The following is a 25,222-nucleotide window of genomic DNA, read 5'->3' on the forward strand; positions in this document are numbered from 1 at the left end:
GTTTCCCGGCGTGGGGCGCGGCGGGGCGGGTATGCCGGGGCGCATGTCGACTCCGAGCTCGAACCTGGCCACCGACGAATCGATCGGCCCGCTGGAGGTCGTCCACCTCTTCGACGGCGCGATGCCGACCGGCGTCAGCGTGTCCCACCGGGGCCGGATCTTCGTCTGCTTCCCCAAGTGGGGCGACGACGTCGAGTTCACGGTCGCCGAGGTCCGCGACGGGAAGCTGCACGCGTTCCCCGACCAGCGCTGGAACGACAACGACGGGAACGCCGATCCGGACGCGCTGGTCTCGGTGCAGAGCATCGTCGTCGACCCGGCCGACCGGCTCTGGCTGCTCGACACCGGCAGCCCGATGTTCGAGCCGACGTCTCCGGGCGGACCGAAGCTGGTCTGCGTCGACCTGGAGACCGATCAGGTCGTGCAGACGATCACGTTCCCCGCGGACGTGGCCCTGCCGACCACCTACCTCAACGACGTCCGGTTCGACCTCCGGCGGGGCGCGGCCGGGACCGCGTTCATCACCGACTCGTCCGACCAGGGCCCGAACGGGATCATCGTCGTCGACCTCGCCACCGGTCAGAGCAAGCGACGGCTGCACGACCACCCGAGCACCAAGGCCGAGACCGGCCTGCGCCTGATCGTCGAAGGGCTGGAGTTCCTGGAGCGCTCGCCGGACGGCGGGACCTCCCCGGTCACGATGGGCGCGGACGGGATCGCGATCGCCGCCGACGGCAGCCGGCTCTTCTACTGCTGCCTGGTCAGCCGCGTCTGGTGGAGCGTCGACGTCGACGCTCTGGTCGACCCGACCTACGCGGACGAGGAGGTCGCGGCGACCGTCCGCCACGAGGGCGACAAGGGCGGGGCCGGTGACGGGATGGAGACCGACGCGGACGGCCGGCTGTACGTGACCGACGGCGAGCACAACGCGATCCACCGGCGGCACCCCGACGGGTCCTGGGAGACCGTCGTGCACGACGAGCGGCTGCTCTGGCCGGACACGATGTCGGTCGCGGCCGACGGGAACCTGTACGTGACCGCGAATCAGCTCTACCGCCAGGACAAATACCGCGGTGGCGAGGACCAGCGGCGCAAGCCGTACGTCCTGTTCCGCACGCCGATCGGCTCGGGCCCGGTCGCGCTGCGCTGAGGCCGGAATGCGGGGAACCCGGCCGGACTTGGTCCGGTCATGGAGTGGTGCGCGCCCGCCGTGCCGGGTGACCCGGTCTCGAGCCTGCTGAACGGTCTGCGCTGGACGGCCACCGGCTACACCCGGCACGAGCTCGGGCCGGGCTCCGACCGGCGCTTCGCCGGTCGGGAGGCCCGCCTCCACGCGGTCGTCAGCGGGACCGCGACCGTCCGCGATCCCGCGGCCGCGGTCCGGCTCCGGACGGACGACGTCCTGCTGACGTTGCGGGGCGGCGACTACGCGGTGCGGGCCGAGACCGACACCGTGCTGGTCAGCGCGGCGCTCGAGCCCGACACCGGACGGGACGCCCAGCTGGCGGCGCTGCCGGCCTGGCTGCTGAGCTGCGAGTTCAGTGCGAAGGAGCCGCTGGCCTCGGTGTTGCTGGCCCGGATCGAGGCCGAGGTGGCGTCGGGGCGGCCGGGGGTCGCTCCGGTGGTGACCCAGCTGGCGAACGTGGTGGCGGCGATCGCGCTGCGAACGTGGGTCGAGGGCGGGTGCGACGTCGAGAACCGGCACTTCGCGGCGGCCGACCCGGACATCGCCCGGGTGCTGGAGGCGGTCCGGGAGCGGCCCGGGGACCCGTGGACGGTCGCCGACCTGGCCCGGGTGGCGCACGCTTCGCGGTCGGCGTTCGCCGAGCGGTTCCGGGCGACGCTGGGGGAGTCGCCGGCCCGGTACGTGCTGCGGGTCCGGATGGAGCGGGCCAAGCGGATGCTGGCCGACGAGGGGGTGTCGGTGGCGCGGGCCGCGGTCGCGCTCGGGTACACGTCGGAGGCCGCGTTCAGCCGGGCGTTCCGCCGGGTCCACGGCACGTCCCCGGGAACCTGGAGCCGATCCACCCGCCGCCCACCTAGTTAGACCCCGCCGCCGTGCGGGGCGGCGGGGTGGTGGGGGGTCAGCGGCGGCGGAGGGTGGCCAGGGTGGCGCCGCCGAGGACGGCGGACAGGCCTCCGGCCAGTAGTGCGGCGCGGACGCCCGCGTGGTCGACGAGGAGGCCGCCGGCGAATGCCCCGGCCGCGATCGCCGCCTGGAACACCGCGATCATCAGGCCGCTCGCGCTCTCCAGACGGTCGGGCTCGGTGCGGGCGACCCAGGTCTGGAACGTCGTCGGCACCGCCCCGAACCCGACGCCCCAGGCGAACACGGCGACGAACACCAGCGCGAGCGATCCCGAGCCGGCTGCGAACCCCCAGGTCGACGCCCCGATCAGCAGCGGCACCCCGAGCACGAGCAGCGTCAGCCGCCGGTCGGCCAGCGGCCCCGCGACCAGGTTCCCGACGACGTTCGCCACCCCGTACACCAGCAGCAACGCGGCCAGCACCCCGGCCGACAGCCCCGGCACCAGCGCCGCGGCCGGCCGCAGGTACGTGAACGCGGCGAAGTGCCCGCCCGCGACCAGCGCGATCGCCACCAGCCCGACCGCCAGCACCGGCCGGCGCAGCGTCCCGAACAACGTCGACAGGCCCGGGAAACCGGACGGAGGCACCGCGGGCAGCCAGCGGACCTGGGCGAGCACGGCCGCGCCGCCGGCCGCGGCGGCGAGCCAGAACACCCCGCGCCACCCCCACACCTCACCCAGGTACGCGCCGAGCGGCACCGCCGCGACGGTCGCGACCGTCGTCCCGGTGTTGACGACGGTCAGCGCGCGGCCGAGCCGGTCCGGCGGGACGAGGTGCGAGGTGACCGCGATCGCGAACGCCCACGACCCGGCGATCGCCGCGCCGAGCAGCAGGCGCGCGGCCAGCAGCCCCCAGAAGCTCGGCGCCACCGCCACCAGGACGTTCGACACGACCGCGAGCGTGGTCAGCCCGATCAGCACCTTCCGCCGGTCGGCCCGGGGCAGCAGGACCGCGATGGTCGGCGCGGTCAGGGCGCCGACCAGCGCGGTCGCGGTGACGGCCTGGCCCGCGGTGCCCTCGCTGACCCCGAGGTCGGCGGCGATTCTCGGGAGCGTGCTGGCCGGCAGGAACTCGCTCGCCACCAGCGTGAACAGCCCGAGCCCGACGGAGCTGACCGCGGGCCAGTCGGCTCGCACCGCCGGGGTGAGATCGGTTGTGGTCACGTTCTGTGCTCCTCGGATCGGCCGGATGATGCCGATTCGAGGCTGCTGCGCCATGGGGCCCGCTACTTGATCGAACGTCCGGGGAAAGCGCCCGATCGTCCGGACCTGGATCGCCGGTACGACGCCGCGCGCATCGAGGCCAGCGGCTCCGGGAGCACCAGGCCTGGAATCGGGTTGCGGACCGGGTCGAACGAGAGGTCGTCGGCGAGATCGGCGGTGAGCTCGAGCCGCCCGAACCTCCGCCAGGCGCCTCGTGGGGCGGCCACGACCAGGTCGAACGCCGGCGGCGCGGGCAGCGCGGCGACCATGACCAGCCCGGCCGGGGCTCGGTACGGCGTGACGCTGGTGTAGACCGCGCGGTGCGGGTCGCGGCGGAAGCGCAGGACGTGCCGCGACACCGGGGCCCGGCCCGCGGTGGACAGGAGCAGGTCGGCGGGGTTCCCGTCCACCTCGGTGCGGAGGGCCAGCCCGAGGACGTCGGGAAGGGCGGACGGGAACCCGCCGGCGCGGGAGAGCCGGACGACGACCTCGTCGGTGCCAGGGGTGTCGAGCCAGCCGACGCCGGTCGGGTCGGTCAGGCCGGAGCGATGGACCCGGCCGCGGTGCAGCGATCCCGTCGGGTGCAGCGCCTTCGCGCCCCGCACCCGCGCCACCAGGCCGAACGCGGCTCCGACGACGCGCGCGAGGCCCGCGACCGCGGCCGACGGCCGCTCGCCGGGCCGCGCGGCGGGTCGCGCGCCGGGCCGGTCGCCGGGCCGGTCGCTGGGCCGGTCGCTAGGCCGGTCGCCGGGCTGCTCGCCCGGCCGCTCGGCGAGCGCGCCGGGGGCCGAGACGGGCGACGGCGGGGTGTCGGTAGGCATAGCCGCGGACTACCCGCTGACGCGCCACCCTCACCTGTCCGCCCGACCGCGCCCGCCCGCGCGCCCCACCGCGCCCGCCCGCGCGCGCGACCGCGCGGCCGGGCGGGCCGAGCCGAGCCGAGTCGAGCCGAGCCGAGCCGAGCCGGGCCTAGCCGAAGCCGGGCCGAGCCGGGCCGAGCCGAGCCGGGCCGGGCCCAGCCGGGCCGGGCCGAGCCGGGCCGGGTCGGGCGGAACCGGGCCGGGTCGGGCGGAACCGGTTACGCCGAGGCGGTCTCCTCGGGGGCTCGGTGGGCGCCGTAGACCAGGCCGAGGAAGCGTTCGACCGCCTCGGCGCAGGCGTGGGCCCGGGGCGAGCTGAAGATCTCGAACGCGTGCTGCGCACCCGGGAACTCCGCGTACGCGACCGGCGACGCCGAGACTCCGCGCAGCTCGGCCGCGAACTCCCGCGCGGTCCGCACCGGCACCAGCGAGTCGTTCGTCCCGTGCAGGACGAAGAACGGCGGCGCGTCCGACCGGATCGCGAACCGCGGCGAGGCGGCCCGGAACAGCTCGGGCGCCTCGGCCAGGCTCTGCTTGATCACCGAACGCTCGATCAGCCGCACCAGCCCGACGTCGTCCTCGTCGGTCCAGTCGTAGACGCCGTAGAACGGCACCGCCGCCACCACCGACGTGTCGACGTCCTCGAAGCCCGGCTGCCAGCGCCGATCCGGCGCGGTCAGCGCGTGCAGGGCGGTCAGGTGACCCCCGGCCGACCCGCCGGTGATCGCCACGAACGACGGATCGCCCCCGTAGGACGCGATGTTCTCCTTCACCCAGGCCACCGCCCGTTTGACGTCGACGATCATGTCCGGCCAGGTCGCCCGCGGGCCGAGCCGGTAGTTGACCGAGACGCACACCCAGCCCCGCTCGGTCAGGTGGGCCAGCAGCGGTAACGCCTGCTCACGCTTGTTCCCGACCGTCCACGCCCCGCCGTGCACCTGTACCAGCACCGGCGCTTTCCCGTCCCGGGGCAGGTCCGGGCGTCGCCAGACGTCCAAATGATTGCGGAGGCCGGCCGGGCCGTAGGGGATGTCGACGTCGAGCGCGTAGCGCCGCCGGACCTGGAACGTACGGACGACGCCGGGGCGCGGGCCGAGCGGGGCGTCCGGGTCGGGGCGGGCCGGATGCCGGACGTGGCGGCGGTAGTCGAGGCCGAACGCGCCGGTGAGCGCGTCGTCGAGGATCGCGGGCGCCTCGTCGGAGGCGCGGGCGACGCTCACCAGACCGGCCGCGGCGGCCAGCGAGAGGGCCAGGCCGACCTGGCCGGTGCGGGTCCGCAGGCCGCCGGCCGCGGCCAGGCCGAGCTGCGGCAGCAGCGTCGCGGCCGCGGCGGCGACCGGGAGCTCGGAGGTGAGGGCCCCGGCGGCGAACGACGGGATCGAGGCGCGCCCGGGCCCGGTGTACGAGCGGAGCGCGTTGGCCGTGTTCAGCGCGGACGTGACGCCGTGCAGCAGTCCGGCCGCACCGGCCACGGTGGTTCGGAGGGACATGACGCTCCTCTCAGCCCGGTACCGAAGAGTACCGAAGGTCGGGCGATTAATTCCCGGAGTTCTCGGGAAGCGCTTCCCGCGTGACGATCTGGCCCGGTTCTCCATATCCACTTGGCGCTTCGTACGACGGGGGAGGTACCAACTTCGCGTTGTTCTCGGAAGCCGCGGAGCGTGTCGAGCTCTGCCTGTTCGATGACGACGGGACCGAGACCCGGATCGACCTGCCCGAACGCGAGGCGCTGGTCTGGCACGGGTACCTGCCCCGGGTGGTCCCCGGGCAGAAGTACGGCTACCGGGTGCACGGTCCGTACGACCCGGCCGCGGGGCTGCGCTGCAACCCGAACAAACTGCTGCTCGACCCGTACGCGAAGGCCATCGACGGCGACTACCGCTGGGGCCAGGAGCTGTTCTCGTACGACTTCGGCGACCCGATGTCGTACAACGACTCCGACTCGGCCGCCGCGGCGATGCGCTCGGTGGTGATCAACCCGTTCTTCGACTGGGCCAACGACCGGCCGCTGCGGATCCCGTACCACGAGACCGTGATCTACGAGGCCCACGTCAAGGGCATGACCGCCCAGCACCCCGGGATCCCTGCCGACGTCCAAGGGACGTATTCCGGGCTGGCGCACCCGGTGATGATCGAGTACCTGCGCGGCCTGGGCGTGACCGCGGTCGAGCTGATGCCGATCCACCAGTTCGTGCACGACAGCGGGCTGTTGGAGCGCGGGCTCTCGAACTACTGGGGCTACAACACGATCGGGTTCTTCGCCCCGCACAACGGCTACGCCTCGTTCAGCGGCCACGGCGGCCAGGTGCAGGAATTCAAGTCGATGGTGAAGGCGCTGCACCGGGCCGGCATCGAGGTCATCCTCGACGTCGTCTACAACCACACCGCCGAGGGCAACCACCTGGGTCCGACGCTCAGCTTCAAGGGCATCGACAACGCGGCCTACTACCGCCTGGTGGACGACGACCGGCAGCACTACTACGACACGACCGGCACCGGGAACAGCCTCAACGTGCGGCACCACGAGTCGCTGCGGCTGATCATGGACTCGCTGCGGTACTGGGTCACCGAGATGCACGTGGACGGGTTCCGGTTCGACCTGGCGTCGGCGCTGGCCCGGGAGTTCCACTCGGTGGACCGGCTGGCCGCGTTCTTCGACCTGGTCAACCAGGACCCGATCGTCAGCCAGGTGAAGCTGATCGCCGAGCCCTGGGACGTCGGCGACGGCGGGTACCAGGTCGGCGGGTTCCCGCCGTTGTGGACCGAGTGGAACGGCAAGTACCGGGACACGGTCCGGGACTTCTGGCGCGGCGAGCCCGGCACGCTGGGCGAGTTCGCGTCCCGGTTCGCCGGGTCGTCCGACCTCTACGAGATCGACGGGCGGCGGCCGATCGCGTCGATCAACTTCGTCACCGCCCACGACGGGTTCACGCTGACCGACCTCGTCTCGTACGACGAGAAGCACAACGAGGCCAACGGCGAGGACAACAACGACGGCGAGAGCCACAACCGGTCGTGGAACGGCGGGGTCGAGGGTCCGACCGACGACCCGGAGATCGTGGGGCTGCGCGAACAGCAGAAGCGCAACTTCCTGGCGACGCTGCTGCTCTCCCAGGGCGTGCCGATGATCGCCCACGGCGACGAGCTGGGACGCACCCAGCAGGGCAACAACAACGTCTACTGCCAGGACAGCGAGTTGTCGTGGGTGGACTGGGTCGCGGCCCGCGAGAACGAGGTGCTGACCCGGTTCACCACGTCGCTGATCCGGCTGCGGGCCGAGCACCCGCTGTTCCGGCGGCGGCGGTTCTTCTCCGGGCAGCCGGTGGGCGACAGTGGCGTCGAGGACATCGTCTGGCTGCGGCCGGACGGCGACCCGATGGCGCCGGACGACTGGGTCGCCGAGGGGGCGCAGGCGATCGTCGTGTACCTCAATGGTCAGGGGATCCACGAGTCGGACGCGCTGGGTGAGCCGATCGTGGACGACTCGTTCCTGCTGCTGTTCAACCCGTCGGGGGAGGAGTTGACGTGCACGTTGCCGGGCGAGCAGTACGGGCATGCGTGGGAGATCGTGGCCGATACGGCGGATCCTCTGCTGGCGACGGCTCCGGATCTGGCTTCTGATCTGAAGGCGGGGGGCCAGACGGCGCTGCCGGCCCACAGCATGGCGGTGCTGCGCTGTAAGTATTAGGAGTGCGGGGCGGGAGCTCTCCGGCTCGGCTGAGGAATCGTTCCGCCGACCGGGGGGCTTTCGCGTCGAGCCGATGGCCGCTGCCGTGGTTCAGCGGAGGCAGGCGGCCTCCCTGCCTCCGGCGGCAGGATCGAGCGCGGGCCACCCAGCTTCGCCGGCGGCGACCCGCAACGAAGGCTTGCCACTCCGCATCTCTCGAGCCGGGGCTTCGCGACTTCGCGGCGGCCAGGGTTTGAACTCGTGCCGGTGGGACGCGGCGGTTACGAGAGTTTGATGGGGACTCCGGCGGTGCCTGGGGCGGCGTGTAAGTGGAGCTCGGTCGCGCGGAAGCCGGCCGGGACGGTGAAGACCAGGGCGACGGTCGCGGCCTCGTGGGGTTCCAGCGACGTCAGCGAGACCTGGCCGGCCACCGTCCGGTTCTCCGAGCTGACGAGTTCCTGGCTCTCCCCGTAGAACGAGACGAAGGCGGCCGTGCGGTTCTGGACCGTCACGGTCGCGGTGAGGGTCCGCGGGCCGGTCGACTGCAGCGAGCGCAGCTGCATCTGGAGGTCGCCGTCGGTGACCGGACGGGTGGTGCCCACGGTGGGCTGGCCGGTCTTCGCGGGGTTGCCGGCCCGGTCGCCGGCGTCGCCGTGGTCGCTGCCCAGGAACCGGACCGCGCCGGTGGTGATCGCCCAGATCGCGAAGATCACCACGACGAGGATCGCCGCGATCACCAGCACGCGATTCCAGGCCGGCGGTCGGCGATGCGACGGTTCACCAAGGCGCGCCACGGCAGGTCCCTTCTCGCCAGTTCAAGCCGGAATACCCGGCCGCACCCACCGGCAACCGACGGCCACGCCCACCGACGCCCGCCCACCGGCGCCCGCCGGCCGCGCCCGCCCACAGGCGTCCGCCGGCCGCGCCCGACGGGCGCACAACCGCCGCCCCACAGTGGATCATGGCCGCGCGGTGAATACCCGGTTACCGGGAATCTTCGCAGGTCAGCGTGGCCAGGAGAACAAGTTTCGCGCAAGGATCCCGCCAGCCGGGCCAGGGACGCTGAGCCGGCCAGTCTCCGACCGAAAGGCCGCACATGTCTCTCCGTACGATCCTGGCCCGCGGACGCCGCGTCTCGACCGCCGCCGCTCTCGGCGTCGCCCTCTCGATCGGCGCCGTCGGTGGCGCGACCGTCCTCGCGAACCCGGCGTCCGCCTCCCCGGGCGACCACGCCTGGTGCGACGACTACAAGTTCTCGATGGCCCGCAACTCGTCCGGCGCCTGCGTCGAGCTCATCCAGGTCTACCTGTACCAGTACGGCTTCGGCAGCTACCTCGACGGCCACGGCGGCGTCGACGGCGACTTCGGTCAGGCCACCGACAAGGCCGTGCGGGCGTTCCAGACCAAGTACAAGAAGGACGTCAAGTACGTCGACGGCGAGGTCGGCCCGCTGACCTGGGCCGAGTTCGGCAAGCTCGCGTAGCTCGGCGTCAGAACCCGAGGACCTCGACGGTGACGGCCGCGGTGTCGCCGGCGTCGAGGTCCTCGGCCTTCCGGACCGCCTTCTTGATCGGCAGCACGTACGCGCCGCGTCCCTTGTCGGGGAAGATCGACGTCGTCCAGGTCGTCAGGCCGATCCGGACGCGTACCCGCACGGCGCCGAACCCGGCCCGGAGCCCGGCGAACCGCGCGCGGATCTCCTCCGACGGCTCCTCGGGCAGGCTCACGAACGTCCACGTCTCGTCCCGGCGGGCGTCCCAGATCCACAGTTGCGCGTCGAACGTGATCACCACTCGGTCAGCCTGACACCCGGGTCCGACAGTTCCAGCAGCCTCAGCGCGTTCTGGGCCGGGGACCCGGGGGCGGCGGTGTACGCGAACAACGTCTGGTCGGGATCCTCGGGCAGCGTCAGGGCCTGATACGTGAGCGTCAGGCCACCAACCACCGGATGGTGGTACCGCTTCGTGCCCGACGTCCGGGCCAGCACCCGGTGGTCGCCCCACCAGCGCACGAACTCCTCGCTCTTCACCGACAGCTCGCCGACCAGCGCCGACAGGTCCGGGTCGTCGGGATACCGGCCCGCGTCCACCCGCAGCACCGCGACCGTGTCGGCCGCCACCTGAGCCCAATCCGGGTGCAGTGCGCGGGCGTTCTCGTCCAGGAACACGAACCGGGCGTAGTTGCGGTCGCGGGCGGCCAGCGCCGGGAAGTCCGCGATCAGCGCGCGGGCGATCCGGTTCGCGGCCAGCACGTCCATCCGTCGGCCGAGGACGAGCGCCGGGCTCGCCGTCGCGTCGAGCGTCTCGAGCAGTTGGAAGGTCGCGACCGAGACGCGCTGCGCGCGGCGCGGCGGTCGCCGGCGGCGGGCCGCCGGCGGTCGGGCGAGGTCGGAGAGGTGCGCGCGCTCGACGTCGTCGAGCTCCAGGGCGCGGGCGAGCGCGTCGAGGACCGCGTCCGACGGGTTGAGGTTCCGTCCCTGCTCCAGACGGACGTAGTAGTCGACGCTGACGCCCGCGAGCGCGGCCAGCTCCTCGCGCCGCAGGCCGGGAACCCGGCGGCCCGGCCCGGCCACCGACGGCTGGACGCGGGCGCGGCGGGACCGGAGGAACTCGCGCAGCTCGGCGTTGTGCACCACGACCCCAGTATCCGACGAGGTCGCCCCGGGGAGCCCGGCCCGGGTAGGAACGCTGGTCCTAGGGTGGAGAGGGCTCGCCCGAGGCCCCTGAGCAGGCGTTCCGGCCGCTGGAATGGCATCGCAACCGCTTCTCGGGAGGTCGACGCGATGTCCAGAATTCGATCCGCTCAGATCGACGAGCCCGGCGGGCCGTTCCGTCTCGTCGAGCGGGAACGGCCGGAGCCCGGCCCCGGCCAGGTCCGGGTCACGGTGGAGGCCTGCGGGGTCTGCCGGACCGACTCGGCGTTCGTCGACGGCGTGTTCCCGGTGTCGTTCCCGCTGGTCACGGGCCACGAGATCGCCGGCCGGATCGACGCCGTCGGGGACGGCGCCGACGGGTGGGAGGTCGGTGACCGGGTGGCGGTCGGCTGGTTCGGCGGCCACTGCGGGGTGTGCGACCCGTGCCGGGAGGGCGACTTCATCCACTGCGCGCGTCTGCAGGTCCCGGGCTGGGCGTATCCCGGTGGCTACTCGGAGGCGGTCGTCGTGCCGGCCACCGCGCCGGCCCGGATTCCCGACGCGCTGACCGCGGTCGAGGCCGCGCCGATGGGCTGCGCCGGGGTGGCGGTGTTCAACGCGCTGCGGCGCAGCAGCGCGCGGGCCGGTGACCTCGTCGCGGTGCTCGGCCTCGGCGGCCTCGGCCACCTCGGCGTCCAGTTCGCCCGGGCGATGGGCTTCGAGGTCGTCGCGGTGACCCGTGCGCCGGAGAGTGCGGCGGCCGAGCTCGGTGCCCACCACCACGTCGACGCCTCCCGGGGCGACGTCGCCGACCGGCTGCTGGGGCTGGGCGGGGCCCGGGTCGTGCTGGCCACCGCGGCCAGCTCCGACGCGATGACCGCGACGATCGACGGGCTGCGTCACGACGGGCAGCTCGTCGTGGTCGGCGCCGACCCGGAGCCGATCCGGGTCAGCCCCTTCCAGCTCATCTCGACCAGCCGGACCGTGCACGGCCACCCGTCCGGCACGGCCCGGGACGTCGAGGAGACCCTGCGTTTCGCGGCGCTCAGCGGCGTCCGTCCGAAGACCGAAACGGTGGGGCTGGACGACGTGGCGGATGCGTACGACCGCATGCTGGCGGGCAAAGCCCGCTACCGGATGGTGCTGACGACCGGAAGGTAGACCGATGAGGGCGCACTACCTCGACTACATCGCCGCGCTGAACGCGCGCCGGTTCGACGACCTCGGCGCGTACGTGGCCGACCGGCTGACCTACAACGAGCGGCCGCTGACGCTCGCCGAGTACCGGGCGTTGCTGGTCGAGGACGTGCGCCGGATCCCGGACCTGCACTACGACGTCCGGCAGCTGGTCGTGGAGGGGGAGACGGTCGCGAGCCGGATCCGGTTCGCCTGCACCCCGCGGGAGCCGTTCCACGGCCTGGAGCCGACCGGCCGTCCGGTCGTGTTCGACGAGCACGTGTTCTACCGGTTCGCGTCCGGCCGGATCGCCGAGGTCTGGTCGCTGCTCGATCTGGACGGGCTCAGACGGCAACTAGCTGCTCGCTGAGCGTGCCGCCCCGTACTCCGGCAGGTCGATCGCGTTCGCGGCCTTGTGCAGCGGCGCCATCGCCGCGGCCAGCAGGCGATCCTTGAACGGCAGGTGGTCCATCACCGCGAGCATCCGCATCGAGGCGCGGACCTGGCGCTCCGTGCTCAGCACCATCCGCTTGACGTTCGCCGGCCCGAGCTTCTGGTTCCGCTCGGCGAACGGACGCATCCGCCGCTCGTACCCGGCGAACCCACCCCCGGTCGCCAGCTCCCCGGCCAGCACGTACGCCCCCACCAGCGCGAGGCTCGTGCCCTGCCCGGACGCCGGCGAGGCGCACCAGGCCGCGTCGCCCACCAGCGCCACCGGCCCGGCCGACCAGCGGTCCATCCTCACCTGCGTCATCACGTCGGCATACAGATCGGGCGCGGAGCCGGCCGCCTCCAGCAGCGCGGGCACCTCCCAGCCCGAGCCCGCGTAGACGTCGCGGAGCGACGGCTCCGCCCCGGCGTACAGGAACATCGCCTTCGCGTCGGACGACCCCGCGGTGCTGTAGACGAGCGCGGTCCGGCCCGGACCGACGTAGGTGACCTCCTCGCGGTCGAGCCCCAGGTGGTTGGGTACCGAGCAGATCGCGATCCGGTAGCCGAGGTCGTGCCGGAACCGCTCCTCGGGCCCGAACGCGAGCGCGCGGGTCGTCGAGTGGACGCCGTCGGCGCCGATGATCAGGTCGTAGGACGCGGAGGACCCGCTCGCGAACCCGACCCGGTTCCCGTCGAGCGCGGTGATCGCCTCGCCGAAGCGGTACTCGACGTCGTTCCCGGTCAGGTCGTAGAGGACCCGGGTCAGGTCCCCGCGCAGCAGCTCGGCGTCACCGTGGGTCCGGCCGCCGAACGTGTCGCCGTCCATGCTCGCCACCCGCTTGCCCGAGCCGTCGACGACCGTGCCGGCCCGCACCTCGGTCCGTAACGACCGCAGCGTGTCCAGGATGCCCATCCGGGAGACGACGTCGATCGCGGCGCCGCGGATGTCCACCTTGTACCCGCCGTCGCGCAGGGCCGCGGCCCGCTCGACGACCGTGACCGCGAAACCGTGCCGGTGCAGCCAGTAGGCCAGCGAGGTACCGGCGATGCTGCCACCCACGATGAGAACCGAAGAAGTCATACGCAGACAGTACGACCGTCTAAGACGATCGTGCAAGACGTTCGTGTAAGGTCGGGGCATGGGAAATCGGGAGGACCTGCTCGACGCGGCCACGCGCTGCCTCGAGAGCAAGGGGTACGTGCGCACCAGCGCCCGGGACGTCGCCACCGCCGCGAACGTCAGCCTGGCCGCGATCGGCTACCACTACGGCTCCAAGGACGCGCTGCTCCAGGCCGCCCTCCGGCAGGCGCTCGAGCGCTGGGGCGACGAGCTCGCCCGCTCGCTCGCGGCCACTCCGCTCGACGACGACCCGGTCGCGCGCTTCACCGCGCTCTGGGACGCGATCGTCGCGTCGTTCGCCGCCAACCCGTCGCTCTGGCGGGTCCAGTTCGAGGTCCTGGCCCAGCCCGACCTGCCGGACGAGCTCCGCGGGCTGTTCCGGGACGCCCACCGGCAGGCCCGGCTGGGCCTGGTCGAGTTGTTCGGCGGCGCCCCGGACGGCGAGGCCCCGCGGGTCGGCGCTGTCTATCAGGCGCTGCTCGGCGGGCTGGCCGCGATCTGGCTCGCCGACCCGGCCGGGCCGCCGTCCGGAGACGACCTGCTCGCGGCAATTCGCGCGGTCGCATCCACATTGCACTAAACGCTGTTCGCCGTACCGGCCTTTCCCTGAAAATCCGGCAACGACGGGTATGAGCAGCGCAAACACAAAACATTGCCCCGCGGTAAATCCTGAGAGGAGGGTGTTGACTGAGGGTCGAAAAGAGGCCAATGTTCGGCGAGCGATACGCGTGAGCCGTTTTCAATTCGCAGCGGTATGCCTACGCGCGTTTCCGCTCATCACCATCGGCGGAACCAGCCTCAGACGACGGCCTCCTAAGGAGCTGATCGCGTGCGCAGGGCCGACTCACCCCAGCGATCCGGCTCCACGATCGGACGGCGGATCGTGCGGACGCTCGCGCTGCCGGTCGTCGCCGCGCTGGTGCTGCTGATCGTCATCGCGGGGATCCAGGTCGGCAACTACACCGCGGCCGCGGCCACCGCCCGCGCGGTCACGCTGGACCTCGCGGTCCAGGACCTCGTCCAGGAGCTCCAGACCGAGCGCGGCGTCACCGCCGGCCTGCTCGGCGGCAACGCCGGGTTCCGCGCCGAGCTCGCCCGCGTCCGCGACCGGGTCGACGACGAGCGCACCGCCGTCGAGAGGCTGGTCGAGGACGGCGGCGCGGTCGAGGACCGGGTCGCGGACGCCCTGCGCGACCTCGAGGGGCTCGCCGGAGTGCGGGCCGGCGCCGACACCGGCGGCGCCGCCCGGGCGGCCACGTTCACGTTCTACACGGCCCGGATCGCCCAGCTCAGCAACGTCGACTTCGGTCTGGACAGCTCGACCGACGGACAGCTGCGCAGCAGCGTCACCGCCCTCCAGGCGCTGGCCGACGTCAAGGAGGCCACCGCCCAGGAGCGGGCGTTCCTCAACGGCGTGTTCTCGGCCAGTGGATTCGGGAAGGGCGAGTTCCTGCAGTTCGTCACCATGCGGTCGGCCAAGGACGCGGCGCTGCAGACGTTCACCCGGTACGCGCCCGAGGACGCCCGCGCCTCGATGAGCTACGTCCTCGACACCGGGGCGGCCCGCGAAGCCACCTACTTCGAGACCGTCGCCCTCAACGCCGGCGACGGACGGCCGCTGCAGGTCAACCCGCAGTCCTGGTGGTCGGCGCTGACCACGGTCCTCGACGACATGCTCAGCCTGCAGCAGCACGTGGGCTCGGTGATCCGGGCCCGGGCCGAGACGCTCCAGAACGGCGCGACCGTCCGCGTCGCCGTGCTGCTCGCGGCCGTCCTGCTGTCGGTCGTCGGATCGATCTACCTCGCGTTCCGCGCGTCGCGGTCGATCGCGCGGCCGCTGGCCGCGCTGGCCGGGGAGGCCAACCGCCTGGCCGGACGGGCGCTTCCGGACGCGGTCCGCCGCGCGTCGGCCGGCGACGACGCCCCGCCACCACCGCCGGTCCTGGTCTCCAGCGGGTCGACCGAAGAGGTCCGGCAGGTCGCCGACGCGTTCGACCGGGTCCAGGCCACCGCCTACGCGCTGGCCACCGAGCAGGCCCGGCTGCGCCGCAGCAGCGCCGAGTCGCTGGCCAACCTCGGGCGGCGCAATCAGAACCTGCTCCGCCGCCAGCTCGGGTTCATCACCCGGCTCGAGCGCGAGGAGTCCGACCCGACCGGCCTGGCCAACCTGTTCGAGCTCGACCACCTCGCCACCCGCATGCGACGCAACGCCGAGAGCCTGCTGGTGCTGGTCGGCGCGGCCAGCCCCCGGCAGTGGTCGCAACCGCTGCCGGTCGCCGACGTGATCCGGGCCGCCGTGTCCGAGGTCGAGGAGTACCGCCGGGTGACGCTGCGCCGGGTCGACGACATCCAGGTCGCCGGGTCGGTGGTCAGCGGCATCGCGCACATGCTGGCCGAGCTGATCGAGAACGGGCTGTCGTTCTCGCCGCCCGACGAGCACGTCGAGATCCACGGGCGGCGGCTCGGCGACGGCTACCTGATCGCGGTGTTCGACCAGGGCATCGGCCTCAACCCGGCCGAGATCGAGCGGGCCAACCAGCGGCTGCGGGGCGAGGGCGACTTCATCACCGCGCCCGCGCGGTTCCTCGGCCACTACGTGGTCGGCCGCCTGGCGGCCGACATGGGCATCAGCGTCCAGCTCGCGCCGTCGCCGGTGACCGGGGTGACGGCCCGGATCACGCTCCCGCCGTCGATGCTGTCCGAGCCTCCGGCGGTGGAGGTCCCCGGCCCGGCCGAGCCGACCCTCGGCCGCCGTCTCCAACTGCACCAGGCCATTGCCGACGGGACGGGAGCGCGCCGATTCCCCGCCGCGGTGCCCGAACCGCGGTGGGCTCCACCGGTGAGTCCGGCGCCGATGGGTGCCGGGCCGGTCGGTGCGCCGCTCACCGTCGAATCGGTCGTCGTGGCCGGGCCGCTGCCGGTGCCGTCGCAGCGGCCGGGCAGCCCCGAGGTTCCGGCCTACAGCACGCTCAAGGCGCCGTCGTCGCTGGGCGTCGACCTGTACACGGTCGAGCCGGTCGACGACGCGGTCGAGCGCACCACGAACGGCCTGCGCAAGCGGACGCCGCGGGCCCGGCGGGCGACCACGACGACCGGGGCGCACCCGACCATCACCGCGCCGCCCGCGGGCGAACGCCCGGCGCTGCTCAACGAGTCGCCGGACGCGCTGCGGGCCCGGCTGGCCGCGTTCCGCGACGGCGTCCACCGCGGCACCAGCTCGACCTCCGACGAAGGAAGCCTTTCGTGAGCGTTGACACCTCCGCCGACCGGCACCAGTTCAACTGGCTGCTGGGCAACTTCGTGCACCAGACCGACGGGGTGCGGGACGCGGTCGCGGTGTCGTCGGACGGCCTGCTGATCGCCGCGTCCGACGGGCTCACCCGGGCCTCGGCCGACCAACTGGCGGCGATCGTCTCGAGCCTGGCCAGCATCGCCCGCAGCGCGTCCCGGCGCTACGACTTCGACGGGCTGAAGCTGATCATGATCGAGATGCGCCGGGGGTTCCTGCTGGTCTCGGTCATCGCCGGCGGGAGCTGCCTGGGCGTCGTGGCCGGGGGAGACAGCGACCTGGGGCTCGTCGGCTACGAGATCTCGCTGCTCGCCGACCGGTTCGGCGCGCTGCTCACCCCGGCGCTCATCGCGGAATCACGGCAGCACTTACCCCGATGACGCCCACCGAGCCGGAGGAGGATCCGGTCGTCAGACCGTTCATGCTCACCGGTGGGCGCACGCGACCCCAGCACGACGGCTTGCGGATCGAGACCCAGCTGCACGCCATCCCCGGGGCGCTCTCCGCGCCGCTGCGGTTCGAATCGCGGCGGATCGTCGAGCTCTGCCAGGCCCCGCGGAGCATCGCGGACCTCTCCGCGGCGCTCCGGGCACCGCTCGCCGTCGTGCGGGTGATCGTCGCCGATCTGGTCACCGACGGATACCTGCGGATCGACGAGCCGATCTCCGACTTCACGCCGGAGTTGATCGAAAGGATCAGGGACCGTGTTCGGGCGCTCTAGTGAGCCGATCGCACCGCCGATCGCCGTCAAGATCGTCGTCGGCGGCGGGTTCGGCGTCGGGAAGACGACGTTCGTCAGCGCGATCTCCGAGATCGAGCCGCTGATCACCGAGGCCGAGATGACCGAGCGGTCCATCGGGATCGACGACCTGTCCGGGGTCGCGGGCAAGACGACGACGACCGTCGCGCTCGACTTCGGCCGGATCACGCTCGACCAGTCGCTGCTCCTCTACCTGTTCGGCACACCCGGTCAGGACCGCTTCGCGTTCCTCTGGGACGACCTGGTCGACGGGGCCCTGGGCGCGATCGTGCTGGTCGACACCCGGCGGGTGGAGGACTGCTTCACCACGATCGACTACTTCGAGGAGCGCGACATCCCGTTCGTCATCGGCGTCAACGTCTTCGACTCCCGGAGCCGGTTCGAGCTGGAGGAGGTGCGCGAGGCACTCGGCGTCGAGCCCGACGTCCGGCTCGTCGAGTGCGACGCGCGGTACCGCGAGTCGGTGAAGAACGTGCTGGTGGCGCTCACCGAGGAAGTGCTGATGCAGCGGTTGACCAAGCAGCGGGCGGGGTCGTCGTGGTGACGCGGGTGGTGGCCCTGTTGACGATCCTGGTGCTGGCCGGGTGCGGCGCCCAGACCGCGATCGCCCCGCCGCCCGGCGTCCCCGAAGGCCGGTGCGGGACCGTGAACGTCGCGGTCAACCCCTGGGTGGGGTACGCGGCGAACGCCGCGGTCGTGAGCTACCTGCTCAAGGAGCAGCTCGGCTGCACGGTCGTGCGGAAGGACCTGACCGAGGCCGCGTCCTGGGAGGGTCTGGCCAACGGCGGGGTCGACGTGATCCTGGAGACGTGGGGTCACGACGCCGAGAAGAAGCGGTACATCGACGACACGAAGGTCGCGGTCGAGCTCGGGTTGACCGGCAACAAGGGCGTGATCGGCTGGTACGTGCCGCCGTGGATGGCGACGCAGTACCCGGACATCACCGACTGGAAGAACCTCGACAAGTACGCGGACCTGTTCCGGACCGAGCAGTCGGGCGGTAAGGGCCAGTTCCTCGACGGGGATCCGTCGTTCGTGACCAACGACGCGGCGCTGATCCGGAACCTGAAGCTCGACTACACGGTCGTCTACGCCGGGAGCGAGGACAAGCTGATCGCCGCGTTCCGCGCCGCGCAGACCGACCGCACCCCGCTGATCGGCTACTTCTACGCGCCGCAGTGGTTGCTGTCGGAGATCAAGCTGGTCCACATCGCCCTGCCGACGTACAAGCCGGGCTGTGACGCCGACCCGAAGACGGTGGCCTGTGACTATCAGCCCTACGACCTCGACAAGGTGGGGCGGAAGAAGTTCGTCGACTCGGGTAGCCCGGCGGCGACGCTGATCAAGAACTTCACCTGGACCGACGAGGACCAGAACGCCGTGGCCAGGGATCTGACGGTGGGGAAGATGTCGCCGGACGCGGCGGCGAAGAAGTGGCTCGACGCCCACCGGGCGGTGTGGCAGGAGTGGATGCCTTAGCCGGGGAGCTGACCCGGTTCGAGACCATCCGGCGGTGACGCCCATCCGTTCGTGCAGCCGATCAGCTATGTCGGATGACGTTGCCGTCCACTTGGGGTGACTTATTCCGGCGCGAGTTTTCCTGATGTGTTTCCCGTGCTATCTATTCCACGGGGAAATGGCTGCGGGTGGCGGCCGACTGATGGGGGACTCATGGGGGAGCGGCAGCGCGCCTTCGGGCGCCGGCGGATCGCGATAGCGGTCACCGCTATTCTGACAATACTCGTCGGAATAGCGGTGACGCAGATACTCCATTCCGCACCGCGGGCCGACCGCCTTCGATTCGCAGATGATTCCGCTTGGCTCGCAAGTACGGCCGCTGGTTCGTTATCGCACGTCATGGCTACTGCCAGGACAGCTGACGCCACTGTCGACGTTGGAGCGTCGGGTGCCGATCTCGTGGTGGGTCGCACCGATCGCTCGGCCATCGTGCTGGATCGCGGCGCGCGAACCGTGTCGCGCATCGACGGCGCGCATCTCTCTGTGGCGCGTGCGAAAGAACTTTCGTGGAGTCCGGATACGATTCTGTCGCGGACTACCAGTGCGTACCTAGTTGACGTCTCTGCAGGCCAAGTCAGTTATATCGACCCTAACAGCCTTGATGAGCTGAAAGTCCCGATTCGGCTCGGGGTTGCGGTGGGAACGCCGATACTGACCGGTGACGGCTCTCTATGGATCCCTGTGCCCTCGACCGGGGAGATCATTCCGATTCGAAAGGGCCTCAGGGAATCAGCTGTCCGTGTCTCGCCTGACACGGCGGTGACCGAGATCGACGGCACGGTGTATGCCGTCGACGTCTTGCGTCGGGAACTGGTTCCGGTGCGGGGCGGCAAGCGAATCGGAGTCGCACTGACGGGATTGCCGCCCGATCCCGAGTTCATGGTCCCGGACGGACCGTCGGTTCGATTCGTCGCGGTGGAACAGCGATCTGCCGTACTCCACGTCGCGAATGCCGATGGTGAAGGCTATCGAGCGGTGAGCCTGCCTGTTCCGGGCGGTGGGGGCGGCGAGGTTCATTACGGAAAGCCTCTGACGGTGGGCGATTACGTCTACGTTCCCGATAACTCGACTGGTTCTCTGCTGAGCTACAACGTCCGGACCAGGCAGTTGTTGTCGTTGCCCATCACCGGTAGGCCGACGGAGCTCGAGGCCTTCCGGCAGGACGATCGAATCTGGGTGAACGATCCGGCCGGGCCGGCGGCCGCAGTCGTCACGGGTCAATCGGTCCATCGCGTCACCAAGTACCAGACGGTTGCGAAGCCGAGTCCGAGTCCGAGTCCTAGCCCGACGGCGAATTCACCGACATCGGCGACGCCGGACGACGTGTTGGCTGCGCCGGCCGGCAACGACGCCGGCGGAGCGATGACAACATCCGGACGGCCCTCGCCGCCCACGGACCGGGCGTTGGCGTCTCCGTCGCTGGGTACCGGGTCGTCGGCGGAGTCCCGACCCGCGGCGGGTCCGGCGGAGTTGCCGCCGGTGCCGGGGACCCAGCCGACGGGCGGTGCGCCGCTCGACGGCCCGGCCGCCGAGGAGCCTGCGCCATCGAGCCCGGGCACGGTCCCGGCGCCGGAGGAACCCGGTCCCGATCGAACTCCGGGACCGGATCCCGCTCCTGATGGCTCACCCGCGACGGAAGCCCCGTCGCCCGGCCCGGGCACCCCGTCCGGCACCCCGGAACCGACCACTCCGGGTCCTTCCGATTCTTCAGCGACGCCCGGACCTGAACCTTCTCCGACGACCGCCGAGCCCAGCCCGTCCTCGACGTCGGCCGAGCCGGATCCGACGTCCGAGCAGCCGCAGCCCGAGCCGTCGTCCGAGTCGCCCAGTCCGGAGCCGCCTCCGGTTTCGCCGCCCGGCGCAGTCTCCGTCTCGGTCTCGTCCGGACCCGGCTACATCGATGTCTCCTGGTCCCCTCCGAGCGACGGCGGCCCGACAGTGTTCTACATCGTCGCCTGGCTCGACACGACCGACGGCAGCTCGGGTGGCGTCCCGGTCTTCGACCCCGGAGCCACCAGCTACCGGATCACCGGTCTCAAGGCCGGTGACCAGGTACTCGTCGGTGTCGCGGCCGGCAATGAGTCGGGCCAGGGCCCGAACTCCTTCGTAGAAGCCACCGTTCAATGACCTCGACCTCACAGGAGCACCCGATCGTGTCCACCGCCTTCCACCGGGCCGAGAGCGCCGTGCCGCCGCACGACCAGATCGTCGCGTTCGCCACGTCCTTCCGGGACGTCGTCCGGAACGTCGAACAGGCCGTGCACGGGAAGACCGCCACGGTCGAGCTGGCCCTGATCTGCGTCTTCGCGCAACAACACATTCTGATCGAGGACGTGCCTGGCGTCGGCAAGACGCTGCTGGCCCGTTCGCTGGCCGGATCACTGGACCTGCCCTGCCGTCGCATCCAGTTCACCCCGGACCTGCTTCCGGCCGACGTGACCGGCTCGATCATCTACGACCAGCGAAATCATGCCTTCGACTTCCGGCCGGGGCCCGTCTTCACCAACGTGCTGATCGCTGACGAGATCAACCGCGCTTCTCCGCGCACGCAGTCGGCGTTGCTGGAAGCCATGGAGGAGGGCCAGGTCACCGTCGACGTGGAGTCCCGGCCGCTACCCTCTCCGTTTCTCGTCGTCGCCACCGAGAACCCGATCGAGATGCAGGGCACCTATCCGTTGCCGGAGGCTCAACTCGACCGGTTCCTCATTCGGGCCCGGCTCGACTACCCGGACGCCGAGGCGGAGGGCGCGATCCTTCGGGACGCTCGGACCGGTAGCCGTTTCCCGACCGTGTCGAAGGTGCTGACCGGCAGCGACGTCCTCGATCTGGTGGAGATCGCCCGTCGTGTGGAGGTCTCCCCGGCGATCGATGCCTACGTGATGCGGCTCGTGGCCGCGACCCGGTCGAGGCCGCAGGTCCGGCTGGGCGCCGGCCCCCGGGGAAGCATCGGGTTGATGCGGGCATCTCAGGTCCGGGCCGCTTCCCTGGGCCGGACCTTCGTCGATCCGGACGACGTGAAGGCATTGGCCGTCCCGGTGCTCGCCCATCGGCTCCTGCTGTCCGGTGACGCCGAGCGACGGGCGACCTCCGCCGAGGAGGTGATCCGGGAGATCGTCGACGAGCTGCCGGTGCCTCGGGCGCTCGGTCTCCACGGGCGCCCATGAGCAGGCAGACACCGACCGGCGACGGTCGGATCGCTACGGCTCCTACCGCGGACGGGTACGGAGTGGGGGTTGCCGTCGCCGTCCTCGCGGTGGCCGCCATCGGCCTGGGTTATCCGCAGTTCCTGCTGCTCGTGCTCGGAGGAGTGGCGGCCGGCGTATTCGCCGTGGCGTGCACCTGGCGTCCGCCCGGCGTCGACGTCGTCCTCAGGGTGAAGCCGGATCACATCTCCCGCGGCGAGCATGCGGACGCGGCGATCGAGCTGACGAATCGCGCGACGCGGTCGTCGCCGCCGTTCCAGATACTCGTGCCGGTCGGCGATACGTCGGTCTCGATCGCCGCGGGCGCCGTCCCGGCCGGGTCGCGGGTGGAGGTGCAGGTTCCGCTGACCGGCCGGCGTCGCGGTCCCTTGGACGTCGGCCCGGTCGTGCTGCGGCGGACCGATCCGCTCGGTCTGCTCAGCCGCCGGTGGTCGACGCATGCCGCCGCCACGCTGCTCGTGCTGCCGGTCCGGCGCGATGTGCCGATCCGGGACCTCGCCGAAGCCGATACCGGGTCGGCACTGTCCGGCGGCCGGGCGTACTCGGGTGGCGTCACGTTCCAAGGGATCCGCAAGTACGTGGCCGGGGACGATCTCCGCCGCATCCACTGGCGTTCGTTCGCGAAGACCGGTGAGCTGATGGTCCGGGAGGAAGCCGCACACGGGGACCCCGCAGCGATCGTCCTGCTGGACGCCCGCGCGGCCTCCTACGGGTCGCCCGCGGAGCGCGCCGACCGATTCGAGCTCGCCACCGACGTCGCGGCCTCGATCGTCCTCGCCGCGTCGGCTCATGGCTACCGGGCCCGGCTGAGCGTCTACCCCGAGGACACGGACGGCCTCCACCTTCCGTCGGTCAACCGGCTGCTGGCGACTCTGTGCACGGCCCGGCTGAGTGAGGAACCGGCCGCTCGCGAGTTGCCCTTCGCCCGGATCGTCATCTCCGGGACGTCGGCGGACCTCGACATCTCGTCCACCGGGCGCTTCCGCGGGGCCACGATCGTCCAGGTCGGTCCGGCCGGGGCGTTGCCGTCGACGGGTGGTGACACCGACGTCGTGTCGGCGCCCGACCTCGATCAGTTCGTAGCCGCCTGGTCGGATCGGGCGGTTCGTCGATGAGCGTCCCTATCCGTCCACTGACGATCTGCGGCCTGCTCGCGGGCATTGCCGGGCTCAGCTTTCACCGCGGGTTCGAGCTCGGGTCGCTGATCGCTCCGGTGCTCCTGGCCGCGGTCCTCCCGGTCGTCGCGGTCGGCGTTCAGTGCGTCCGGGGCCGGCCCGGACTCGTCGTCGGTGTGGTCGTCTCGGCGGCGCTGTGGCTGGTCGTCGTCACGGTCACGCTCTTCCGGCCGAGTGAGGGTGTCCCGACCCTCGCCGCAATGCGCGATCTCGGAGATGCCCTGCTACACGGCTGGTCCCGATTCCTGGACGTCTCCCTGCCGGCCCCGGCGCGACCCGACCTGCTCCTCGTCCCAGAAGTCCTCACCTGGTGTGCGGCGTCGTCGGCAGCCGGACTCGTCGTACGAACTCGCAGCCGCTTCGGCCCGGCGCTCCCGGCGGTCGGCGTGTTCGTCGTCGCAACTGTGCTCACGGTGCCGGGACCGGGGCCGGTCCTGATTTCGGCGGCGGCACTGGCCATCGGGGTCTGCCTCCTTGCGCTCAGCCGGTCCGAGAGTGTGCTGCCGGCGCCCGGCTTGCGGAGGCGGACGGCTCGGGCGCTGTCGGTCGGGGCCCCGTTGGTCGTCGCGTCGACGACGATCGTCCTTGCGGCCGGCTGGCTGCCTCTACCCGCGTCCACGCCGTACGACCCCCGCGACGCCGTCCGGACGCAGGTCGTCGGGCTGACCGAGAGCGACCCGTTGTCGCGCGCGCAGTCGTGGCTCTCCCAGCCGGGCCGGCCGCTGTTCACCGTGGCGTCGGAACGGCCTCGGAATCTCTCGCTCGCCGCGCTGAATCGATTCGACGGCGAGAGGTGGTCCTCGTCGGCCGAGTTCGTGTCGCCAGGACTGCGGCTCCCCGGAGCCGACCGGACGGCCGGCCCGACCGAACGGGTCCGGGAGACCATCACGGTTCAGGGGCTCGACGGCTCGCTCCTCCCGGCGACCAGCACCCCGATCGAGCTCGACGGCGTGCGACCGCGGGTGGACCCGGACAGCGGGACCCTGCTCAGTTCCGGGCCGCTAGGGCGCGGCCTGACCTACGCAGTGGTCTCGGATGTTCCGAAGCCGGTCTCGGCGCGGACACTGGCGTCGCTGCGAGAGGCCACCGACTCATCGGCCCGTTCCGCGGTCGCCCTGCCACCCGGGACGCCGTCGGCGCTCACCCTGCTGGCGCAGTACGCCACCCGGTCATCGAACGGTGCGTTTCAACGCGCCGCCGATCTCGAGGCCTACCTCCGGGCCAACTACCGCAACAACCCGTCAGCGTCTCCGGGCGTCTCCTACGGACATCTGACCGAGTTCCTCGGGGGCTCCCACGGAGGGACCTCGGCGCAGTTCGCGGCGACCTTCGCTGTAATGGCCAGGTCTCTTCGGTTACCGACCAGGATCGTGGTCGGCTTCGTCCCCGGCACAACGGTGCCAGGGACGTCGCTCCGGCAGGTCCGCACGGACGACGTACTCGTGTGGAACCAGGTCAAGTTCGCGGGCCTCGGATGGTTCTCGTTCTTTCCGACGCCGAACAAGTCCGCGCGGGAGAGCCCGGACGCCGCCGTGCTTCCCGCACCGGGCGAGACCGCGGCCCGGGCGGCGGCGGTGGCCGCGGCCCGCCGTCTGCCACCGGCGCATGCCCAGGCCAGGGCGCGAACCGGCGCCTTCGACGCCCCTGTTCATCGAGAGGCGCTCGTGGTATTGGCGTTCCTCGTCCCGCTCGCGCTGTACGTCGCGGTCATCGTCCTCGTGCCGGTTCTGCGGCGACATCGTCGACGGTCCACCGGGTCGGCTCGGCATCGGCTCGTCGGAGCCTGGTGGGACGGGCTGACCGAGCTGGACCGGACCGGCGCCCTCGTTCCTTCCTCGGCCACCGCGAGCGAGGTCGCCGTCCTCGGGGGCCGCACCTCTGCGGCGATCGGCCCGGTCTTCGCGCAGCTGGCTCGGGACGCGGACCGAGCGCTGTTCTCGAACGACCCGGTGTCCGCCGACCAGGCCGCGTCCGCGTGGGCTCGGGCCGACGAGATCCGAGCAGTCCTGCGCCGGGGCCAGAAACCGGGCGCACGGCTCGGCTCGCGACTGTCGGTCCGCGCGCTGCGCATCCCGGCGGGGTGCCGGCATGACTGAGCAA

Annotated in this window: 23 protein-coding genes; 16 read left to right on the top strand and 7 right to left on the bottom strand. The window is 71.8% G+C overall.

The genetic code is table 11. The features are described from left to right. Nucleotides 1–43: 43 nt before the first annotated feature. Nucleotides 44–1,150 (top strand): SMP-30/gluconolactonase/LRE family protein, encoded by a 1,107-nt coding sequence (locus FL583_RS27105; RefSeq protein ID WP_142707664.1) that lies wholly within the window; start codon nt 44–46, stop codon nt 1,148–1,150. A 39-nt stretch (nt 1,151–1,189) separates the two neighbouring features. Then, the gene (locus FL583_RS27110; RefSeq protein WP_142707665.1) at nt 1,190–2,047 is read left to right on the top strand and encodes a helix-turn-helix domain-containing protein; all 858 of its coding nucleotides are present in this window, start codon (nt 1,190–1,192) and stop codon (nt 2,045–2,047) included. Between the two features lie 37 nt (nt 2,048–2,084). On the opposite strand, the gene FL583_RS27115 is transcribed toward FL583_RS27110, so the two are convergent. The 3 genes from FL583_RS27115 to FL583_RS27125 form a co-directional block, all read right to left on the bottom strand. Continuing rightward, nucleotides 2,085–3,251, bottom strand: coding sequence for an MFS transporter (locus FL583_RS27115; RefSeq protein ID WP_205752488.1), 1,167 nt, complete (start codon nt 3,249–3,251; stop codon nt 2,085–2,087). A 62-nt stretch (nt 3,252–3,313) separates the two neighbouring features. Next, entirely contained in the window at nt 3,314–4,111 is a 798-nt protein-coding gene (locus FL583_RS27120) for a hypothetical protein (protein WP_142707667.1), read from the bottom strand. Between the two features lie 257 nt (nt 4,112–4,368). Next, nucleotides 4,369–5,640, bottom strand: a complete 1,272-nt coding sequence (locus tag FL583_RS27125) for an alpha/beta hydrolase (RefSeq protein WP_142707668.1) — start codon at nt 5,638–5,640, stop codon at nt 4,369–4,371. Between the two features lie 80 nt (nt 5,641–5,720). Here FL583_RS27125 and glgX point away from each other — a divergent pair, with 80 nt between their 5' ends. Then, nucleotides 5,721–7,838 (top strand): glycogen debranching protein GlgX, encoded by a 2,118-nt coding sequence (glgX, locus tag FL583_RS27130; RefSeq protein ID WP_142707669.1) that lies wholly within the window; start codon nt 5,721–5,723, stop codon nt 7,836–7,838. A 260-nt stretch (nt 7,839–8,098) separates the two neighbouring features. Here the strand turns inward: glgX and FL583_RS27135 are convergent, their stop codons facing one another. Next, nucleotides 8,099–8,611, bottom strand: a complete 513-nt coding sequence (locus FL583_RS27135; protein WP_142707670.1) for a hypothetical protein — start codon at nt 8,609–8,611, stop codon at nt 8,099–8,101. 302 nt (nt 8,612–8,913) lie between these two features. On the opposite strand from FL583_RS27135, the gene FL583_RS27140 reads away from it, so the two are divergent. Then, nucleotides 8,914–9,300, top strand: coding sequence for a peptidoglycan-binding domain-containing protein (locus FL583_RS27140; RefSeq protein ID WP_142707671.1), 387 nt, complete (start codon nt 8,914–8,916; stop codon nt 9,298–9,300). A 7-nt stretch (nt 9,301–9,307) separates the two neighbouring features. Here the strand turns inward: FL583_RS27140 and FL583_RS27145 are convergent, their stop codons facing one another. Both FL583_RS27145 and FL583_RS27150 read right to left on the bottom strand, forming a co-directional pair. After that, entirely contained in the window at nt 9,308–9,610 is a 303-nt protein-coding gene (locus FL583_RS27145; protein WP_142707672.1) for a DUF1905 domain-containing protein, read from the bottom strand. Next, nucleotides 9,604–10,452 carry a helix-turn-helix transcriptional regulator gene (locus FL583_RS27150; protein WP_142707673.1) on the bottom strand — a complete coding sequence of 283 codons (849 nt, stop codon included), beginning with the start codon at nt 10,450–10,452 and terminating at the stop codon, nt 9,604–9,606. Before FL583_RS27150 ends, FL583_RS27145 begins: the two co-directional genes overlap by 7 nt. 147 nt (nt 10,453–10,599) lie before the next feature. On the opposite strand from FL583_RS27150, the gene FL583_RS27155 reads away from it, so the two are divergent. Together FL583_RS27155 and FL583_RS27160 are read left to right on the top strand one after the other, a co-directional pair. Further along, nucleotides 10,600–11,610, top strand: a complete 1,011-nt coding sequence (locus tag FL583_RS27155; protein WP_142707674.1) for an alcohol dehydrogenase catalytic domain-containing protein — start codon at nt 10,600–10,602, stop codon at nt 11,608–11,610. A 4-nt stretch (nt 11,611–11,614) separates the two neighbouring features. After that, nucleotides 11,615–11,995, top strand: a complete 381-nt coding sequence (locus FL583_RS27160) for an ester cyclase (RefSeq protein ID WP_142707675.1) — start codon at nt 11,615–11,617, stop codon at nt 11,993–11,995. On the opposite strand, the gene FL583_RS27165 is transcribed toward FL583_RS27160, so the two are convergent. After that, on the bottom strand, nt 11,981–13,138 hold the full coding sequence (locus FL583_RS27165) for an FAD-dependent monooxygenase (RefSeq protein ID WP_142707676.1): 1,158 nt from the start codon (nt 13,136–13,138) through the stop codon (nt 11,981–11,983). The genes FL583_RS27160 and FL583_RS27165 overlap by 15 nt on opposite strands. 58 nt (nt 13,139–13,196) lie before the next feature. Here FL583_RS27165 and FL583_RS27170 point away from each other — a divergent pair, with 58 nt between their 5' ends. From FL583_RS27170 to FL583_RS27215, 10 genes are all read left to right on the top strand, one after another. Beyond that, nucleotides 13,197–13,757, top strand: coding sequence for a TetR/AcrR family transcriptional regulator (locus FL583_RS27170; protein WP_142707677.1), 561 nt, complete (start codon nt 13,197–13,199; stop codon nt 13,755–13,757). A gap of 249 nt (nt 13,758–14,006) precedes the next feature. Then, the gene (locus FL583_RS27175) at nt 14,007–16,424 is read left to right on the top strand and encodes a sensor histidine kinase (protein ID WP_142707678.1); all 2,418 of its coding nucleotides are present in this window, start codon (nt 14,007–14,009) and stop codon (nt 16,422–16,424) included. Continuing rightward, nucleotides 16,421–16,846, top strand: a complete 426-nt coding sequence (locus FL583_RS27180) for a roadblock/LC7 domain-containing protein (protein ID WP_142707679.1) — start codon at nt 16,421–16,423, stop codon at nt 16,844–16,846. The genes FL583_RS27175 and FL583_RS27180 overlap by 4 nt, the downstream gene beginning before the upstream one ends. Continuing rightward, nucleotides 16,843–17,187: a DUF742 domain-containing protein gene (locus FL583_RS27185; protein ID WP_142707680.1), complete on the top strand. Its 345-nt coding sequence runs from the start codon at nt 16,843–16,845 to the stop codon at nt 17,185–17,187. Before FL583_RS27180 ends, FL583_RS27185 begins: the two co-directional genes overlap by 4 nt. Further along, on the top strand, nt 17,171–17,770 hold the full coding sequence (locus tag FL583_RS27190; RefSeq protein ID WP_142707681.1) for a GTP-binding protein: 600 nt from the start codon (nt 17,171–17,173) through the stop codon (nt 17,768–17,770). Before FL583_RS27185 ends, FL583_RS27190 begins: the two co-directional genes overlap by 17 nt. Then, nucleotides 17,767–18,705, top strand: coding sequence for an ABC transporter substrate-binding protein (locus FL583_RS27195; RefSeq protein ID WP_420843200.1), 939 nt, complete (start codon nt 17,767–17,769; stop codon nt 18,703–18,705). Before FL583_RS27190 ends, FL583_RS27195 begins: the two co-directional genes overlap by 4 nt. 438 nt (nt 18,706–19,143) lie before the next feature. Continuing rightward, nucleotides 19,144–20,871, top strand: coding sequence for a fibronectin type III domain-containing protein (locus FL583_RS27200; RefSeq protein ID WP_142707682.1), 1,728 nt, complete (start codon nt 19,144–19,146; stop codon nt 20,869–20,871). Continuing rightward, nucleotides 20,868–21,908 carry an AAA family ATPase gene (locus FL583_RS27205; RefSeq protein WP_142707683.1) on the top strand — a complete coding sequence of 347 codons (1,041 nt, stop codon included), beginning with the start codon at nt 20,868–20,870 and terminating at the stop codon, nt 21,906–21,908. The genes FL583_RS27200 and FL583_RS27205 overlap by 4 nt, the downstream gene beginning before the upstream one ends. Continuing rightward, nucleotides 21,905–23,062 carry a DUF58 domain-containing protein gene (locus tag FL583_RS27210; protein WP_142707684.1) on the top strand — a complete coding sequence of 386 codons (1,158 nt, stop codon included), beginning with the start codon at nt 21,905–21,907 and terminating at the stop codon, nt 23,060–23,062. The genes FL583_RS27205 and FL583_RS27210 overlap by 4 nt, the downstream gene beginning before the upstream one ends. Continuing rightward, nucleotides 23,059–25,218 (top strand): transglutaminase TgpA family protein, encoded by a 2,160-nt coding sequence (locus FL583_RS27215; protein ID WP_142707685.1) that lies wholly within the window; start codon nt 23,059–23,061, stop codon nt 25,216–25,218. Before FL583_RS27210 ends, FL583_RS27215 begins: the two co-directional genes overlap by 4 nt. The last annotated feature ends 4 nt before the right edge of the window (nt 25,219–25,222 follow it).

The organism is Cryptosporangium phraense (assembly GCF_006912135.1).
Lineage (GTDB): Bacteria > Actinomycetota > Actinomycetes > Mycobacteriales > Cryptosporangiaceae > Cryptosporangium > Cryptosporangium phraense.

Coding starts and splice junctions, on each gene's coding strand:
- FL583_RS27105 (WP_142707664.1), top strand. CDS start 44: ATGTCGACTCCGAGCTCGAACCTGGCCACCGACGAATCGATCGGCCCG.
- FL583_RS27110 (WP_142707665.1), top strand. CDS start 1,190: ATGGAGTGGTGCGCGCCCGCCGTGCCGGGTGACCCGGTCTCGAGCCTG.
- FL583_RS27120 (WP_142707667.1), bottom strand. CDS start 4,111: ATGCCTACCGACACCCCGCCGTCGCCCGTCTCGGCCCCCGGCGCGCTC.
- FL583_RS27125 (WP_142707668.1), bottom strand. CDS start 5,640: ATGTCCCTCCGAACCACCGTGGCCGGTGCGGCCGGACTGCTGCACGGC.
- FL583_RS27140 (WP_142707671.1), top strand. CDS start 8,914: ATGTCTCTCCGTACGATCCTGGCCCGCGGACGCCGCGTCTCGACCGCC.
- FL583_RS27155 (WP_142707674.1), top strand. CDS start 10,600: ATGTCCAGAATTCGATCCGCTCAGATCGACGAGCCCGGCGGGCCGTTC.
- FL583_RS27160 (WP_142707675.1), top strand. CDS start 11,615: ATGAGGGCGCACTACCTCGACTACATCGCCGCGCTGAACGCGCGCCGG.
- FL583_RS27165 (WP_142707676.1), bottom strand. CDS start 13,138: ATGACTTCTTCGGTTCTCATCGTGGGTGGCAGCATCGCCGGTACCTCG.
- FL583_RS27170 (WP_142707677.1), top strand. CDS start 13,197: ATGGGAAATCGGGAGGACCTGCTCGACGCGGCCACGCGCTGCCTCGAG.
- FL583_RS27185 (WP_142707680.1), top strand. CDS start 16,843: ATGACGCCCACCGAGCCGGAGGAGGATCCGGTCGTCAGACCGTTCATG.
- FL583_RS27205 (WP_142707683.1), top strand. CDS start 20,868: ATGACCTCGACCTCACAGGAGCACCCGATCGTGTCCACCGCCTTCCAC.
- FL583_RS27210 (WP_142707684.1), top strand. CDS start 21,905: ATGAGCAGGCAGACACCGACCGGCGACGGTCGGATCGCTACGGCTCCT.
- FL583_RS27215 (WP_142707685.1), top strand. CDS start 23,059: ATGAGCGTCCCTATCCGTCCACTGACGATCTGCGGCCTGCTCGCGGGC.